The sequence below is a fragment of the Microbulbifer mangrovi genome, assembly GCF_002009015.1.
Lineage (GTDB): Bacteria > Pseudomonadota > Gammaproteobacteria > Pseudomonadales > Cellvibrionaceae > Microbulbifer > Microbulbifer mangrovi.
In genome coordinates, this window is the sequence record NZ_LZDE01000302.1 from 16,654 (window position 1) to 31,447 (window position 14,794).

The 14,794-nt window shown below is 58.3% G+C and carries 17 protein-coding genes; 6 read left to right on the forward strand and 11 right to left on the reverse strand.

Annotated features, from left to right (window positions below; all coding sequences use genetic code 11):
• Nucleotides 1–25 precede the first annotated feature (25 nt).
• The 3 genes from B4U49_RS09045 to rpoE form a co-directional block, all read right to left on the reverse strand.
• Complete coding sequence (locus B4U49_RS09045; RefSeq protein WP_158078586.1) at nt 26–1,075, reverse strand: MucB/RseB C-terminal domain-containing protein; 1,050 nt, start codon at nt 1,073–1,075, stop codon at nt 26–28.
• An 84-nt stretch (nt 1,076–1,159) separates the two neighbouring features.
• A complete protein-coding gene (locus B4U49_RS09050; protein ID WP_078084273.1) occupies nt 1,160–1,849 on the reverse strand; it encodes a sigma-E factor negative regulatory protein in 690 nt (229 codons plus the stop codon).
• Nucleotides 1,850–2,061: 212 nt separating this feature from the next.
• Nucleotides 2,062–2,676 carry an RNA polymerase sigma factor RpoE gene (gene rpoE, locus B4U49_RS09055; protein ID WP_078084274.1) on the reverse strand — a complete coding sequence of 205 codons (615 nt, stop codon included), beginning with the start codon at nt 2,674–2,676 and terminating at the stop codon, nt 2,062–2,064.
• Between the two features lie 156 nt (nt 2,677–2,832).
• Between rpoE and nadB the strand changes: the two genes are divergently transcribed.
• Nucleotides 2,833–4,524: an L-aspartate oxidase gene (nadB, locus tag B4U49_RS09060; RefSeq protein WP_239692540.1), complete on the forward strand. Its 1,692-nt coding sequence runs from the start codon at nt 2,833–2,835 to the stop codon at nt 4,522–4,524.
• Between the two features lie 22 nt (nt 4,525–4,546).
• On the opposite strand, the gene B4U49_RS18840 is transcribed toward nadB, so the two are convergent.
• Nucleotides 4,547–5,011: a protein YgfX gene (locus tag B4U49_RS18840; RefSeq protein WP_143735602.1), complete on the reverse strand. Its 465-nt coding sequence runs from the start codon at nt 5,009–5,011 to the stop codon at nt 4,547–4,549.
• Nucleotides 5,012–5,027: 16 nt separating this feature from the next.
• Nucleotides 5,028–5,273: an FAD assembly factor SdhE gene (locus B4U49_RS09070; protein ID WP_078084276.1), complete on the reverse strand. Its 246-nt coding sequence runs from the start codon at nt 5,271–5,273 to the stop codon at nt 5,028–5,030.
• Between the two features lie 116 nt (nt 5,274–5,389).
• Here B4U49_RS09070 and ygfZ point away from each other — a divergent pair, with 116 nt between their 5' ends.
• Nucleotides 5,390–6,442 carry a CAF17-like 4Fe-4S cluster assembly/insertion protein YgfZ gene (gene ygfZ / locus B4U49_RS09075; RefSeq protein ID WP_078084277.1) on the forward strand — a complete coding sequence of 351 codons (1,053 nt, stop codon included), beginning with the start codon at nt 5,390–5,392 and terminating at the stop codon, nt 6,440–6,442.
• A 21-nt stretch (nt 6,443–6,463) separates the two neighbouring features.
• Here ygfZ and ung read toward each other — a convergent pair whose 3' ends face one another.
• The 5 genes from ung to B4U49_RS09100 all read right to left on the reverse strand — a co-directional run bounded on the left by ung (nt 6,464) and on the right by B4U49_RS09100 (nt 10,005).
• A complete protein-coding gene (gene ung, locus B4U49_RS09080) occupies nt 6,464–7,186 on the reverse strand; it encodes a uracil-DNA glycosylase (protein WP_078084288.1) in 723 nt (240 codons plus the stop codon).
• 59 nt (nt 7,187–7,245) lie between these two features.
• A complete protein-coding gene (locus B4U49_RS09085) occupies nt 7,246–7,740 on the reverse strand; it encodes a uracil-DNA glycosylase family protein (RefSeq protein ID WP_338036827.1) in 495 nt (164 codons plus the stop codon).
• A 127-nt stretch (nt 7,741–7,867) separates the two neighbouring features.
• Complete coding sequence (locus B4U49_RS09090) at nt 7,868–8,875, reverse strand: esterase-like activity of phytase family protein (protein WP_143735603.1); 1,008 nt, start codon at nt 8,873–8,875, stop codon at nt 7,868–7,870.
• Nucleotides 8,876–8,920: 45 nt separating this feature from the next.
• Complete coding sequence (locus B4U49_RS09095; RefSeq protein WP_078084279.1) at nt 8,921–9,403, reverse strand: YajQ family cyclic di-GMP-binding protein; 483 nt, start codon at nt 9,401–9,403, stop codon at nt 8,921–8,923.
• Nucleotides 9,404–9,468: 65 nt separating this feature from the next.
• Entirely contained in the window at nt 9,469–10,005 is a 537-nt protein-coding gene (locus B4U49_RS09100; RefSeq protein ID WP_078084280.1) for a YaeQ family protein, read from the reverse strand.
• Between the two features lie 96 nt (nt 10,006–10,101).
• Here B4U49_RS09100 and B4U49_RS09105 point away from each other — a divergent pair, with 96 nt between their 5' ends.
• From B4U49_RS09105 to B4U49_RS09120, 4 genes are read left to right on the forward strand one after another with little or no spacing between them, the layout of a single operon-like run.
• Nucleotides 10,102–10,731, forward strand: coding sequence for a LemA family protein (locus B4U49_RS09105; RefSeq protein ID WP_078084281.1), 630 nt, complete (start codon nt 10,102–10,104; stop codon nt 10,729–10,731).
• A gap of 15 nt (nt 10,732–10,746) precedes the next feature.
• Nucleotides 10,747–11,502, forward strand: coding sequence for a TPM domain-containing protein (locus B4U49_RS09110; protein ID WP_078084282.1), 756 nt, complete (start codon nt 10,747–10,749; stop codon nt 11,500–11,502).
• A gap of 29 nt (nt 11,503–11,531) precedes the next feature.
• A complete protein-coding gene (locus B4U49_RS09115) occupies nt 11,532–12,140 on the forward strand; it encodes a TPM domain-containing protein (RefSeq protein ID WP_078084283.1) in 609 nt (202 codons plus the stop codon).
• A 39-nt stretch (nt 12,141–12,179) separates the two neighbouring features.
• Nucleotides 12,180–13,028 (forward strand): PDZ domain-containing protein, encoded by an 849-nt coding sequence (locus B4U49_RS09120; protein ID WP_078084284.1) that lies wholly within the window; start codon nt 12,180–12,182, stop codon nt 13,026–13,028.
• 104 nt (nt 13,029–13,132) lie between these two features.
• Here the strand turns inward: B4U49_RS09120 and lysS are convergent, their stop codons facing one another.
• The gene (gene lysS / locus B4U49_RS09125; RefSeq protein ID WP_078084285.1) at nt 13,133–14,626 is read right to left on the reverse strand and encodes a lysine--tRNA ligase; all 1,494 of its coding nucleotides are present in this window, start codon (nt 14,624–14,626) and stop codon (nt 13,133–13,135) included.
• Between the last annotated feature and the right edge of the window lie 168 nt (nt 14,627–14,794).

Here is a 14,794-nt window from a genome sequence, read left to right on the forward strand (position 1 = left end):
CTGGTTATACCTGACAAGCCGCGGGTCAATTTCTGGTTGCTACAGCCTGGGCGACCAACCGGGCAGTATTGTCCGGAATCTCGCCTACCACGGTAATGGTATAGCGCTCACCATTCACTTCAACATGATCCATGTAGGCGACAGTGGCACCGCGCACCGCGCGGCCCTTGTAATTCATTTCCGGCCCGAGCTTTTGCACAAACACGGTGAAGGCGCTGAGGCCATCGCTGAATACCAGCATTTCCCCATCTGCCAGCTCGCGTGCTGCAACTGCCTTGAAGCCCGGCGGCAACCAACCCAGGTGCCACTGGCTCACCAGACTCCCGCAGTGTCCAGACCCGTCATTTTCTCGCGCCGTATCGGACTGAGGCTGCAGGTCAGTGTCATCAATGGGGGACAGGTCAAGCTCGACAAACTGGAATCGCTCCAGCACACGACCTGCAGGCGCCACCAGAATAGATTTGAGCGGCAATCCCGTTTCTTTGTCGACACTGATTACCACGCCAAAACGATGCGGATCCCGAGGCCGCGCCTGCAGCACAACCGCTTCGCGATCCGCAATGCGCTCTTCACCGCGGATCAGAAACTGGTAGCTGTTCTGAACATTCTGCAGGCCGCTACTGCTCCACAAGCCGGCACGAGACAGCGGACTACCATCTCGCCGACACTGGGCACTATGCCCTCTGCTCACCAGTTCCCTGGGCGAACCCGTGAGATAGCGAATACGCTCTACCTGCTCACCATTGCGCACCCCATGCACCACTTCGAGGGTTTCCATCACCCCCACATGCTCAAAGGTGACCAGCCCGCGATACTCAAGACTTGTTACTGCATTGGCCAGCTTGGCCAGAAGCGCCTGAGTTTCGAGCTCGGTTGCCGGCGACACATAAACCGGATCTTCCGCACCTGGCGGCTGCGGCTCGGCCTGACCGCTCTCGGGCTGAGACGTGTTTTCCCTACCCTGTTCGGCACTCTGTGCACTGGCCAGTAGACCGTGGAGGGACATCGCCAACAGCAAAAAAGCCAACAGCGAGCTGTTGGCTTTCGGGGCGGAATAACTGAAAACTTTCGCCATGTTCATTTCTTATACCGGGAGCTCAATAACTTGGGGGCGCACAAGCATGTCACCCCGACTTCTCTACTCCGACCTTATTCCACTTTACTCTGCTGGTCGCTCACCGTAAGTGGCACGCGCAAAGGGCACCATCCCTTGGCTACCCACCCGGGCGGCCTCCTCAGAGTGCTCAATCATAACCCGGTTGAGGTGACGCATCAGCTCGGGGGAAGGGATCACCTGAACCTGGGGCGAGGGGCCCATGCGCTGATCGGGAACCAGCTGGGGTGCAGTACTCACTGCACGGGTATTCAGCGAGGGCATTGCGAATCCACTGGGCAGCGGCACAGACTGCACCGGCTGTTGCGCAGGGCGCTCCACTTCAGCCACCAGCTCTCCGGCAGGCTGCGGGGACTGCATCTGCTGCACCCCCAGCACGGCGGCAAACGCTACCGTAGCAGCCACCGCACCGCGAGACAGCGGACGCCACCAGCGACTGCGTGCCGCGCTGTTGCCGGCATCGTTGGCAGAAGCGGGCTGCGCCGATTCAGCCAGCGAAGGCTCATCGGCGATTGCCGCAGAAATACTGGCTGCGAGACCGAGATCTACCGGTGCTACCTGTTCACCACGCATGACATTGGCCGCCAGCTGATAGCGCGACCAGCGCTGCTGGAGATCGCCGCCAGAGGCATCGCTCTCCTTCAGCAGGCGCTGAATCTCCAGCTCGGAGGCCTCGCCATCCATCAGGGAAGATAGCGACTCATTCAAACGCTGTTGATGATTCCCGTGGGACATACGGGTCAACCCTCTTTAAGTGCAATCCAGTGGGCGCGAAATTCACACCCTGTGTGTTGGTTTCTGAGACCGGACTCTGGCGAAAAAGTTTTATCCAGCAGGCAAAAATTGTGTGAATTCGTCGAAAATTTTGCCTGTCGTCCCGGTCAAACCGTTGAGTTAGATCGAGAACCTCGAAACTGAGACCTTAATAAAACAAAACTGACTAAATATTAGCCGCGCCCATCCACCGGCTCCGGCTCGCCCGCCATGGCGGCCTGAACCGCCCGGTCAATGGCCTCACGGGCACGGAAGATACGGGAGCGCACCGTGCCGACCGGGCACCCCATTACCTCGGCGATTTCCTCGTAGCTTAGCCCTTCCATCTCGCGCAGGGTCACTGCGGAACGGAGGTCTTCCGGCAGGTCGCGGATGGCCCGATGCACAGTAGCCTCAAGCTGGTCGCGAAAAAGCTGGTTTTCCGGCGTCTCGTTATCCCGCAGCAGATCGGCGCCGGAATAGAATTCAGCATCTTCAAGATCCACATCCGAGGATGGCGGGCGACGACTGCGTGAAACCAGGTGATTCTTGGCGGTGTTGATGGCAATGCGGTACATCCAGGTATAAAAGGCACTTTCACCACGGAAATTCCCCAACGCCCGATAGGCCTTGATAAAGGCCTCCTGCACCACATCGTGCACCTCGGCATGATCATTGATATAGCGGCTGACCACGGCCATGATTTTGTGCTGGTACTTCAATACCAGTAGGTCGAAGGCGCGCTTGTCACCTTTTTGAACCCGCTCTACCAGCTGGCGGTCACTTGGTGACGCCTGTTGCCCTGTCATCCCCTACTCCCAACCGCGGCCCCGAGGCAATTCCGCCCGGAGTCCAGGATTATTCTGTTGTGTCGAAGACACCGAAATTTGGTCATAAGTTCCTGACAAATCGGTAATTTTTGAAGATGGCGTATACTACGCGCCCCTCAACACGAATAAAACTCCATGAGCGAAGAGGCGAAGTTACCCTTGAGCACCGACGAGAGCACCCAAAACAACACCGGCGAAACAGACCACAGGAACCATTACGACTACGACGTACTGGTTATCGGCAGTGGCGCGGCAGGCCTCACCCTGGCCCTGCACCTGGCCGCGAGCCACCGTGTGGCCCTGCTCTCCAAACAGCGCCTGCGCGATGGGTCCACCTGGTTTGCCCAGGGCGGTATCGCCGGTGTACTGGACGAGTCGGACTCGGTGGAAGCCCATATAGCGGATACATTAGATGCAGGTGCGGGACTCTGCCACCCGGACGCGGTGCGCTTTACCGTGGAAAACAGCCGCGATGCTATTCACTGGCTGATCAACCAGGGTGTGGACTTCACCCGCGAGGACGACGGGGACTACCACCTTACCAAAGAAGGTGGACACAGCCAGCGACGCATCATCCACAGCGCCGATGCCACTGGCCGCGCGGTGCATAGCACTCTTATCGAGCGGGTGCGCAATAGCCCCAACATCGACTGCTTTGAACACCATATTGCCCTCGACCTGATCCGCCAGCCGGATTCCGCCACCGGCCGATTCCGCTGTGCCGGGAGCTATGTCTACAACAAGAAAACCGAGGAAGTTGAAGTCTTTCAGGGCCGCGCCGTCGTGCTCGCCACCGGGGGGGCCTCCAAGGCCTATCTGTACACTAGCAACCCGGACGGCGCCAGCGGCGACGGTATTGCCATGGCATGGCGCGCCGGTTGCCGGGTGGCAAACATGGAGTTCAACCAGTTCCACCCCACCTGCCTGTACCACCCCAAAGCCAAGTCCATGCTCATTACCGAAGCACTGCGCGGCGAAGGCGCCCAGCTGAAGCTGCCGAACGGTGAACGCTTTATGCATCGCTTCGACAAACGGGGCGAACTGGCGCCGCGGGATATCGTCGCCCGCGCGATCGACCACGAGATGAAACGCCTGGGGGCAGACTGCGTGTACCTGGACATCTCTCACAAGGATGCGGATTTCGTGCGCGAGCACTTCCCCACGGTATACCGCAAGTGCCTGGAGTACGGTATCGACATCACCAGGGAGCCTATCCCGGTGGTGCCTGCAGCCCACTACACCTGCGGCGGCGTGATGGTGGACCAGAACGGTCGCACAGACCTGGACCAGCTTTACGCCATCGGCGAAACCACCTTTACCGGCCTGCACGGTGCCAATCGCCTGGCCAGTAACTCGCTGCTGGAGTGCGTGGTCTACGCGCGCTCCGCGGCCATGCACATCGACGCGACCCTGAGTGAAATTACCCCGCCGCGAGCGGCGTTGGCCTGGGACGCATCCCGTGTCACCGATTCCGATGAGGACGTAGTTATCTCGCACAACTGGGATGAATTGCGGCGGTTTATGTGGGACTTTGTCGGCATCGTGCGCACCCGCAAGCGCCTGCTGCGGGCAGAACACCGGGTGAAACTGCTGCAACAGGAAATTCTCGAGTTTTACGCCAACTACAAGATCACCAGTGATCTTATTGAGCTGCGCAATCTGGCGGTGGTTTCTGAATTGATCATCCGCTCCGCGCTGGACCGTCGCGAGAGTCGCGGACTGCACTACTCCCTGGACTATCCAGGCCTGCGGGAACTGGCCATGGATACCATCCTGGTGCCGGAGAACTTCGCCAACCAGCGACCGTTTATCGATCTGCCAAGTTAGGCCTGCCCCACGTCTTCCCGCACTAGCGGGAATAGCGCAGTGCCACCAGCAGCCGGCGCCAGTCATCGGCGTCGGCGCCATCCCGACAAAGCACCAGCCGTATCCGGCGGCCGCCGAGATCGCGGCCATTGATCACGATTAGCCAGCGCCACAGTGTCAGCTCACCACTGAACCTGAACTCCCGCTTGGCGCCGCCTTTGACCTGCCAGTACCAGTGCCGTTCGGCGGTGGACAACCGCCCCGAGCTCCGCAGCAGGCGCCGCCATTCGAACAGGGAAAATACCAGGATTGCCGGGATCATCAGGGCAACGAGCCCCCAGGAGAGTCGGGAGAAGCAGACCAAAAGACAGCTCTGGGTCGCCAGTAGCATCAGACAGGCCTGCAGTGTGCGGGAAGGATTGATATCACAAACCAGCCTGGCGCTGCGCTCGCCAGATGATCGAGAGGGGTTCGCAGCGCCATCCTGGGCCTGGGGGCCGGACGTCACGCTGCGATCAGCGGGATCAGTCCTGCAGACCGGTATTGTCACGGATGATCTGCACGATTTTTTTCAGTTCCGGGTCTTCGGGATCTTCGCGGCGCAGGAACCACGCAAACAGATCCTGATCCTGCTCATCCAGCAGCCTGATGTAGCGCTGCTTGTCCTCTTCAGAAAGTGTCTCGTAAACATTTTCCAGAAACGGCAGCAGCACCAGATCCAGCTCTAACATGCCGCGGCGGCTGGCCCAAAACAGACGGTTGCGATCCATACTTCTTTCTCAAACCCAAATTGCGAATTGCGCGCAGTATACCGGTAGTTGAAATCCCGCGGCAAAACCCCAGATACTGCACCATACGAAACAGCGCCAAAGGTAGTAAGTTCAGCATGGATCAACAGCAGTGGCAGGATTATCTCAGCAGCCAGGGAGCCCGATGGATTGGCGGCGCAGCCGAATTCGATACGGGCGCCAGTACCGACCTGCAGCTGATCGACCTGAGCCCCATGGGCGCGATTTCCATTGTCGGCCCCGACAGCCAGAAGTTTCTGCAGGGACAACTGACTTGCGACCTGGTGAACCTGCCCGACGAACACCTGACGCTCGGCAGCCACTGCAACCCCAAGGGACGTATGATCAGTGCCTTTCACGCACTGAAAATCGACCAGAGCGAGTTTGTTCTCCTGCTGCCTAGAGACCTGACAGCTATTGCCCTTGCCGCACTGAAAAAATACTCCGTCTTCTTCAAAGCCGAACTGACCGATATCAGTGACCAGCAGCACTGGCTCGCTCTGGTGGGACGCGATGCAGGCTCCGCCTGCAGTCAGCTCCTCAACCTGTCGAACAGCACCGAGACCGATCTGGTACCCGGTCAACTGCGCACCTTTGATCACAACGGCCATCGCGCACTGGCAGCCTGTGTGAGTGAGCGCAACGTGGTCGTGCAGATCCCCACAGAACAGGCACCTGACCTGTGGCAAAAACTGGCCACCGGCCCTGCAGTGGCCGCCAGTTATAACAACTGGCAACAGCAGCTGATCGAGTCGGGCCTGCCACAGATACATCAGGCGACCAGTGAAAGCTTTATTCCTCAGATGCTCAACCTGCACCTGCTGGGCGGGGTAAGTTTCAAGAAGGGCTGTTATACGGGACAGGAAGTGGTCGCGCGCATGCAATACCTGGGTGCCGCCAAGCGGCGCATGTATCGGGCGACGCTTGATGGAGAATCCCAACCACAGCCCGGTGACGAAATTTTCACCCCGGGTAGCAGCTCGAGTATCGGCAATCTGGTGCAGGCATGCCGCGCAGGTGAGAATGTCGAGGTACTGGCGGTACTGACCAAAAGCAAGGTCGCCGATGGCGAGTCTCTGCAGCTAAAAGACGGACGCGTGCTCGAGCTGCAGGAACTGCCCTACGACGCCGATGCCGATCCGCTTACCTGATTCGCGCTATCAACCAAGCCGTCAAATTTCCACTGCTACGCGGTGCAGCTCGCCGGCAGCAGGCAACGCCCAGTTGATCGGTGCTTCACCCCGCTGCTCGAGATAGGTGTTTGCCTGGGAGAAAGGCCGGGTGCCAAAAAAGCCGCGGTGCGCGGACAATGGAGATGGATGGGGGCCTTTCAATACCAGGTGCTTGCGACCATCGATGAAACTGCCTTTTTTCTGCGCGTAGCTCCCCCAAAGGATAAACACCACGCCCTCGCGCTGCTCCGCCAGCGCGTGCACCGCGGCGTCGGTAAACTGCTCCCAACCGCGCCCCTGATGGGCACCCGCCCTGCTCTCTTCAACCGTCAAGGTCGCATTTAACAGCAGCACCCCCTGCTCAGCCCAGGGCTGCAGGCATCCGTGGCTGGGCGGCTCAATGCCCAGATCCGACTGCAGTTCCTTGTAGATATTTTTCAAAGACGGCGGAACCCGCACACCCGGCATGACCGAGAAACACAGGCCGTGGGCCTGCCCGGCACCGTGATACGGGTCCTGCCCCAGAATCACCACTTTCACCTGATCGAAAGGTGTTGAATTGAAAGCGTTGAATATCTGCCCGCCGGCGGGAAAAATATTTTTTCCCGCCTGTTTTTCGTCCAGTAGAAACTGCCGTAACTCTGCCATATACGGCTTACTGAATTCCGGCTGCAATACAGAAAACCAACTGGGATGAATTTTGATATTGCCCGGAGCCTGCATAACCTGATCGTCCAGTTTCAATCGACAGAACACCGCGCACGGTTTCAGCCGGATAACTTCTATAAAAATTTGTGAATTTGCGTGCGCAGCGCCGGCACCACTTCCTCTTCGAACCAGGGGCGACGTTTCAGCCACAGGGTATTGCGGGGACTGGGGTGTGGCAGCGGAAACAGGCCGTGAGGCAGCGCATCCGCATAGTGACGTACATTTTCGGTAATGCTGCCATACCAGTGCGGCAGATAGTAGCGCTGGGCATACTGACCGATCAGCAGAGTGAGCCGGATATTCGGCAACTGCTCGAGCAACTGGCGGTGCCACGCAGGTGCGCACTCCGGTCGCGGTGGCAGGTCTCCACCCTTGCCGCGCCCGGGATAGCAGAAGCCCATGGGAATGATGGCGATGCGGGACTCATCGTAGAAAGTATCGCGATCCACCTGCAGCCAATCGCGCAAACGATCACCGGAAGGGTCATTCCAGGGGATACCAGTCTCGTGGACCCGGGTGCCCGGGGCCTGCCCGACAATCAACAACCTGGCCGACCGCGCTGCGCTCAAAACCGGCCGGGGCCCCAGGGGCAGGTGCTCCTCGCACAACCGGCACCCGCGCACCTCCTTAAGGATTAATTTAAGCTTGCGTTCGCTCACTGTGCTCCAACTACCAATCCAACCAGTTGCCCAACCACTATCGACCCGAGGCGGCGGGAAAAGCCAGCTGCAGCAGCAGGCCGCGGCTATCCTGCGGTGCGGCCACGCGGGTCACGCCATTGTTGTCGAGCACCACGAAAATTCCGTCCCGGCTTACCGCAAGTCCCTCGCCCTTACCAAACCGGGTCTCGCGGTAGACGTATTGCTCGCCCTCCTCTATGTCCCGGTACTGAATACACCATTCCGCCTCAAGGGTATCGACATCTCGCCGGCACACCGCAAACGCATTGCGTTCCAGGGTAAACAGCGCCCCATCGTAAAAGGCCAGAGCCGTCAGGTCTTCCGAGCGACCGCGAAAATCCAGACCGGGCACCGGTGGCACCGGATAAAAACGCTTTCCGACACGGTCGCCTGCAGCGAGCTTTAACAGCCCGCGAGGATCCCGTTCCAGCGCCACCCAGAAATCCCCGGCAACTTTGACCAGCCCCTCGCTCTCCGCGTTGAACAGCTGCAGAAAGCCGCGCGCCCGCGCGGACTCAGACCAGCGCACGGGTAACCAAAGCCCGGCATTGCCCCTCCGGTCAAACCGGGCAATACGGTTGTGCCGCTCACTCAACAGGTAAATACCTGTGTCATCACAGGTGATCCCTTCAAAATCCATACTGAGTGGTTTGCTTGCATAATGCAGCGCGCGTGCTTTTACCGTAACCGGCTGATCGTCGGGCAGCGGCGGACGGGAAAAATCCGCCCAGGGAGCTAGTTGCACTCTGTTGTTTCCCGGCTTGGGAGAAAGCCGATAAATCCGCTCGGACGACTTGTCCGAAACCGCGAGCAGGTCGCCGTTACAGAAACTCAGGCCGGAGACATCCAGCCCTTCGCTGTCATCGATCCACCAGGCGTGCAGTAACTGCGCGGGGACCACCGGTATCGCTTCGATATCCGGCGCTTTCGCTGCCTCTGCCGAGACTCCAGCAGCGATCGCCATACCCACAAATACGACGACACCACAACACCAACGGCGCAAAGACCCGACAGGAACTTGCAAAATATCCTCCCGCACAATGACACCGGCTCGAGGCCGGCAAGTTGCTCAGTCGCGGAAGTTGTTGAACTGCAACGGCTGCTCCAGCTCCTTACCCCGCAACATGGCAATCACCTGCTGCAGATCGTCTCGTTTTTTACCGGTGACCCTGACCTGGTCCCCCTGAATAGACGCCTGCACCTTGAGTTTTTCTTCCTTGATGATCTTGACAATCTTTTTTGCCAACTCTTTGTCGAGTCCATTTTTCAGGGTAACCGCGACTTTTACCTGCTTGCCGGATTGCTCCTCCTCGCCCACATCCATGGCCAGCGGGTCGATATCGCACTTGATCAGCGCAGCACGCAGCATGTCCACCATCTGGGTGACCTGCATTTCCGACTCGGCGCGCAGTGTCAGCGCAAAGTCCGACATTTCAACTTCGGCATCCACGCCCTTGAAATCAAAACGATTGGTGATGGTGCGGTTCACCTGGTCCACCGCGTTGGTCAACTGGTGTTTATCTACTTCGGATACGATATCGAAAGAAGGCATTGCCTGGCTCCATTTACAAATTTTGTCGACAAATCACCCGCAGCTGTGCGGGCATTATGAAAATTTTATTTCCAGCACTGGGGCTGGACTTCCACATTCTGATCAGCGGCGGCCACCCACAGATGGCCATCCTGGATGGTCACGCTTAAGTCCATATTGCGCTCTGCCAGCGCCGCCAGCGGTGCGCACTGTTCGGCGGGCACGAAAAACACCTGCAGGTTGTCAAAGCGGGCACAGGCAGATTCCATTTTTTGCCACCACACTGGAGCGGTGCGCTGTCCGTAGGCGTACACCACCACATTTTGCGCGCGGCCACAGGCTTTGCGCACACGGTCTTCAGCAGGTACCCCAACTTCGATCCAGGTTTCGATCTCGCCGCTGAGACTATGCTGCCAGAGATCCGCCTCGTCGTCGCTGGACAGCCCACGGGTAAATTCCAGCTGCTCACTGGCATTGTGGGCGAAGGCCAGCAGGCGGATCATCATACGTTCATCGGTCTCAGACGGATGTCGCGCCACGGTGAGCAGGTGCTCCCCGTAATAATCCCGATCCATATCGGCGATCTGAAGCCTGGCTTTGAATATGGTAGCTTTTAATGCCATTACTGCTCTCTGATTAGGTTGGCAGGACGAACTTGCCGGATGCCGACAGATTGGAGACTATTATTGTCTTGTTCAGAACCAACATGGATGAATGGAATGAATTCTGTACTCTCAGGCAAACCGAATTTTTCCCAGCGCCGGCTTTGGCAAACCCTGCTGATCTCACTTCTGGTTTTCGGCCTGAGCGGCTGCGGGATCAACAATATTCCCAGTTACGATGAGAATGTGAAGGCCGCCTGGGCACAGGTACAGAACCAGTACCAGCGCCGCGCAGACCTGATCCCCAATCTGGTAAAGACCGTCAAAGCCTATGCCGCGCACGAGCGGGAAACCCTCGAGGCGGTTACCGAGGCACGTGCCAAGGTCAGCTCCATGCAGGTAGATTCCGGGATTATCAATGATCCGGCCAAGCTGCAACAATTCGAGGCTGCCCAATCCCAGCTCAGCAGCGCCCTGTCCCGCCTGATGGTGGTAGTGGAACGCTACCCGGACCTCAAGGCCAACCAGAACTTCCTGGCACTGCAATCCCAACTGGAAGGCACCGAAAACCGCATCAGCGTGGCCCGCCGGGATTATATCGCCGCGGTAGAACGCTACAACCGCGAAATCCGCACCTTTCCCGGACGTATCTGGCACAGCATCCTGTACAGCGACATGCCCATTCGCGATACCTTTGAGGCTACCAGCCAGGATGCTGACAAGGCTCCTGAAGTCGACTTCCAGTAACCAGCGGGGTCCTGCATGACGATCCGACGGATCGCCCTTATTTTGATCCTCTGTCCGGCCCTTGTGTGGGCCGGCCTCGCGGTTGCCGACGTCAAATTCCCACCCCTCAGTGGGCGCGTTGTGGACAACGCCAATCTGTTGAGTCAGAGCACCCGCTACCAGCTCACAGAGATGCTGCAACAGCAGGAGAAGGAAACCTCCAACCAGATCGTCGTGGTCACCCTTCCCGACCTGCAGGGGCTGACGATCGAAGAATACGGCTACCAGCTGGGCCGGCACTGGAAAATCGGCCAGAAGGACAAGGACAACGGCGCCCTTCTGATCGTGGCCCCCGCGGAACGCGAAGTGCGTATCGAGGTCGGTTACGGACTGGAAGGTGCACTCACCGATGCGATGTCCTCCAACATCATTCACACCAAAATCCTGCCCCATTTCCGCAATGGCAATTTTGACGGCGGAGTGACCGCGGGCGTCGAGTCCATCATCGCAGCGATCAAAAATGAATATGTAGCAGAGTCTACCGAAGCGTACGAGAACCGCCGGCTGGCGCTTCTGGTCGGTATTTTCCTACTGTTCATCATGCTGCAGATATTTGGCGCATCCGTACTCGGCGCGCCCGCCGGGGGCAGTAATTACCGCCGCGGGCGCTACGGCGGCTACTACGGCGGCGGTGGTTTTGGCGGCGGCTACGGTGGTGGAGGCGGATTTGGCGGCGGCTTCGGCGGTGGCGGAGGCGGCTTTGGCGGCGGCGGCGCTTCCGGCGGCTGGTAACACGGACCCGGGCGATATGGAATATAACAATGCTCAATGCAAGTGAAAGACGCAGACTCACCGAAACCATCAAGGAAGTGGAGTCACGCACCGATGCCGAAGTGGTTACGGTACTGGCGCGTCAGTCGGATAACTACCTGTATATCTCGACCCTGTGGGCCGCATTCCTGTCCCTGTTACTCGCCCCCCTGATGCAGTTCCTGCCCTGGTGGATCGAATACCAGCAGGCATTCACCCTGCAGTGGATCCTGTTTATTGTGCTCGCCGTGCTGTTCCGCTGGCGACCGCTCACCATGAAACTGGTGCCGAAAAAGGTGCGCTTCTGGCGCGCTTCCAACCTTGCCCGCAGACAGTTTCTCGAGCACGAGCTCCACAGCACCAAACACCGCCTGGGACTGCTGATCTTTGTCTCCCAGGCGGAGCACTATGTGGAAATTCTCGCCGACCGGGGTCTCGCGGAACAGATTACCAATGAGAGCTGGCAGGAGATCGTGGAGAACTTTATCCACGAGGTCAGAAAGGGAAAAACTGGCGAGGCGTTTGTTCACTGTGTAGAAAAATGTGGCGAGCTACTCGAGGAAGCCGCCCCCGCCACGACCATCAAGAACGAACTACCCAATCACCTCGTACTCCTATAATTTGTTACTACCGGCAATTCGAAGTCGATTGGTGACCCAATGATGTTGCGCAAGTACACCCTTCCCCTGGCGGCCATGTCCCTGCTCGCAGTCGGCGCGGCCGTGGGCCAATGGATGGATTCCGACAACCCCTCCGCCCCGACACTCTTTACAAGCTCCTCCGGCGTCTCCGCGGGCAACCTGGGAGAGCGGGTGCAGCAACTTGAAAAGACGCTGGAGCAGACCCTCAAAATTCAGGGGCAGCTGCTGGAGCTGGTCAACGAACTGAGCAGCAGATTCGAGCCCGGCGCAGGCGAGGAAGGAACCCGGCATGCGGGTATCGCCCCCGCGCAGCACGACATGGTTTCGCGGGAACCTCCGCAAAACCATCACCAGAACCGCTACGACCGCATGCGCGAAAACCAGATCCGCCAGCTCACGGACGAGGGATTCAGCCCGGAGCGCGCCGCTTTTATCGTGGATAAGCAGGAGCGCATCCAGTATGAGCAGATGCAGTTCAGTTACGAATACCATCACATGAAGGACAAGCGCTCCCCCGAAGCCAAGGCTCTGCAGGAGAAGATGCAGACCTACAGCAACCCGCGCCGGGTATTCGAGCAGGAGCTGACAGACGCTGAATTCGAACAGTACCTGCAGGCCTATGGCGGCCGCACGGAAATGGAGATTGGCGATCTGCTGGATGGGACTCCGGCGTATGAGGCGGGACTGCGCCCCGGCGACAAGATCATCCGCTACAACAACGAGCGTGTTTACCATATGGGTGACCTGCGCACCCAGGTCTACCAGGCCAAACCCGGAACTTCGGTAGCGGTAGAGATTCAGCGCAAGGGAAGTTCTGCGCCGGAAACCATTTACTTGCCCGCGGGCCCGCTCGGTATTCGCGGCTGATTCCTGCAACTTCCTTTTCACGCACAAAAAAGGCGATGGTCACTCGACCATCGCCTTTTTGATTTTTGCTGACGCTCGCTTTTGCAAGGCGCTTTGCGCGAGAATTACTCCGCAGAAACTTCCGGACGCATATGCGGGAACAACAGTACGTCGCGAATGGACGGAGAGTTGGTCAGCAGCATTACCAGACGGTCGATACCGATACCCTCACCAGCCGTCGGCGGCAGACCGTATTCCAGCGCGCGGATATAGTCGGCATCGTAGTGCATGGCTTCGTCGTCACCGGCATCTTTCTCCGCCACCTGTGCCTTGAAGCGCTCGGCCTGGTCTTCCGCGTCATTCAACTCGGAGAAACCGTTAGCGATCTCGCGGCCGCCGACGAAAAACTCAAAGCGGTCGGTAACAAACGGGTTGTCGTCATTGCGACGCGCCAGCGGCGACACTTCGGTCGGGTACTCGGTGATAAAGGTCGGCTGGTCAAGGCGGTGCTCGACGGTTTTCTCGAAGATCTCAATCTGGATCTTGCCCAGGCCCCAGATTTCCTTGAGAGGGATTTCCAGATTTTCCGCAACTTTCTTCGCGCTTTCGATATTGTCGATATCGGCTGCACTCAGCTCCGGGTTGTACTTGAGGATGGAGTCGAACACGCTGATACGATCGAACGGCTTGGCAAAGTCGTAGCTGCTGTCCTGGTACTGGACAGTGGTGCTGCCGAGTACGTCGGTACAGATACCGCGGATCATGTTCTCGGTGAGGTCCATCAGGTCGTTGTAGTCCGCATACGCCTGGTAGAACTCGAGCATGGTGAACTCGGGGTTGTGGCGGGTGGACAGACCTTCGTTGCGGAAGTTGCGGTTGATTTCGTAAACGCGCTCAAAACCACCTACTACAAGACGCTTGAGGTACAGCTCAGGTGCGATCCGCAGGTACATGTCGATGTCGAGTGCATTGTGATGCGTGACGAACGGACGTGCGGTGGCGCCACCGGGAATGACCTGCAGCATGGGGGTTTCCACTTCCATGAAGTGGTTGTTATTCAGGTAGCTGCGGATATAGCTGATCACTTCGGAGCGGATGCGGAATACGTCGCGGGATTCCGGGGTGGCGATCAGGTCTACATAGCGCTGGCGGTAGCGCATTTCCTGATCGGCGATACCATGGAATTTCTCCGGCAGCGGACGCAGGGCTTTGGTGAGCAGGCTGTACTCTTCGCAGTTGACGTAGAGGTCGCCCTTGCCGGATTTGTGCAGCTGGCCTTTGACGCCGACGATGTCGCCGATGTCCCAGGTGCCCCAGCGCTCTTTAATATCTTTCTGTGCGGTTTTATCTGCATACAGCTGGATGCGGTCAGTCACATCCTGGATGACCATGAAGGGACCGCGCTTGGCGAGGATACGGCCGGCAACGCAGGCGGTATTGCCTTCGGTTTCCAGTTCTTCCTTGGATTTTTCACCAAACTCTTTTTGCAGGTCGGCGGCGAGGTTTTCGCGGCGAAAGCTGTTCGGGAAGGCGTTGCCCTTCTCGCGCATGGCACTCAGTTTGGCGCGGCGCTCGGCGATCAGTTTGTTTTCGTCTTGCTGAGTTGGTGTGTTGCTCATGATCTATCACACATTTTAAAAATGAATTTTTGTCGGACTTGCGAATCAGCGCTGTGACTTCGTCGCGCAGTCCGCCTGGGAGCTCTGTTTCGAGACTGTGGCGGCCAAGCACCGGGGATTAAGTTTCGAAACCGCTGTAAATACGTCCATGTACGCTGCGTCGGCGAC

What these genes read in the sequence shown, in the direction of transcription:
- B4U49_RS09105 (WP_078084281.1), top strand. Translation starts at nt 10,102, where the DNA reads ATGAATTCTGTACTCTCAGGCAAACCGAATTTTTCCCAGCGCCGGCTT.
- ung (WP_078084288.1), bottom strand. Translation starts at nt 7,186, where the DNA reads ATGCAGGCTCCGGGCAATATCAAAATTCATCCCAGTTGGTTTTCTGTA.
- B4U49_RS09120 (WP_078084284.1), top strand. Translation starts at nt 12,180, where the DNA reads ATGATGTTGCGCAAGTACACCCTTCCCCTGGCGGCCATGTCCCTGCTC.
- nadB (WP_239692540.1), top strand. Translation starts at nt 2,833, where the DNA reads ATGAGCGAAGAGGCGAAGTTACCCTTGAGCACCGACGAGAGCACCCAA.
- B4U49_RS09045 (WP_158078586.1), bottom strand. Translation starts at nt 1,075, where the DNA reads ATGGCGAAAGTTTTCAGTTATTCCGCCCCGAAAGCCAACAGCTCGCTG.
- rpoE (WP_078084274.1), bottom strand. Translation starts at nt 2,676, where the DNA reads ATGACAGGGCAACAGGCGTCACCAAGTGACCGCCAGCTGGTAGAGCGG.
- B4U49_RS09110 (WP_078084282.1), top strand. Translation starts at nt 10,747, where the DNA reads ATGACGATCCGACGGATCGCCCTTATTTTGATCCTCTGTCCGGCCCTT.
- lysS (WP_078084285.1), bottom strand. Translation starts at nt 14,626, where the DNA reads ATGAGCAACACACCAACTCAGCAAGACGAAAACAAACTGATCGCCGAG.
- B4U49_RS09050 (WP_078084273.1), bottom strand. Translation starts at nt 1,849, where the DNA reads ATGTCCCACGGGAATCATCAACAGCGTTTGAATGAGTCGCTATCTTCC.
- ygfZ (WP_078084277.1), top strand. Translation starts at nt 5,390, where the DNA reads ATGGATCAACAGCAGTGGCAGGATTATCTCAGCAGCCAGGGAGCCCGA.
- B4U49_RS09070 (WP_078084276.1), bottom strand. Translation starts at nt 5,273, where the DNA reads ATGGATCGCAACCGTCTGTTTTGGGCCAGCCGCCGCGGCATGTTAGAG.
- B4U49_RS09095 (WP_078084279.1), bottom strand. Translation starts at nt 9,403, where the DNA reads ATGCCTTCTTTCGATATCGTATCCGAAGTAGATAAACACCAGTTGACC.
- B4U49_RS09100 (WP_078084280.1), bottom strand. Translation starts at nt 10,005, where the DNA reads ATGGCATTAAAAGCTACCATATTCAAAGCCAGGCTTCAGATCGCCGAT.
- B4U49_RS09115 (WP_078084283.1), top strand. Translation starts at nt 11,532, where the DNA reads ATGCTCAATGCAAGTGAAAGACGCAGACTCACCGAAACCATCAAGGAA.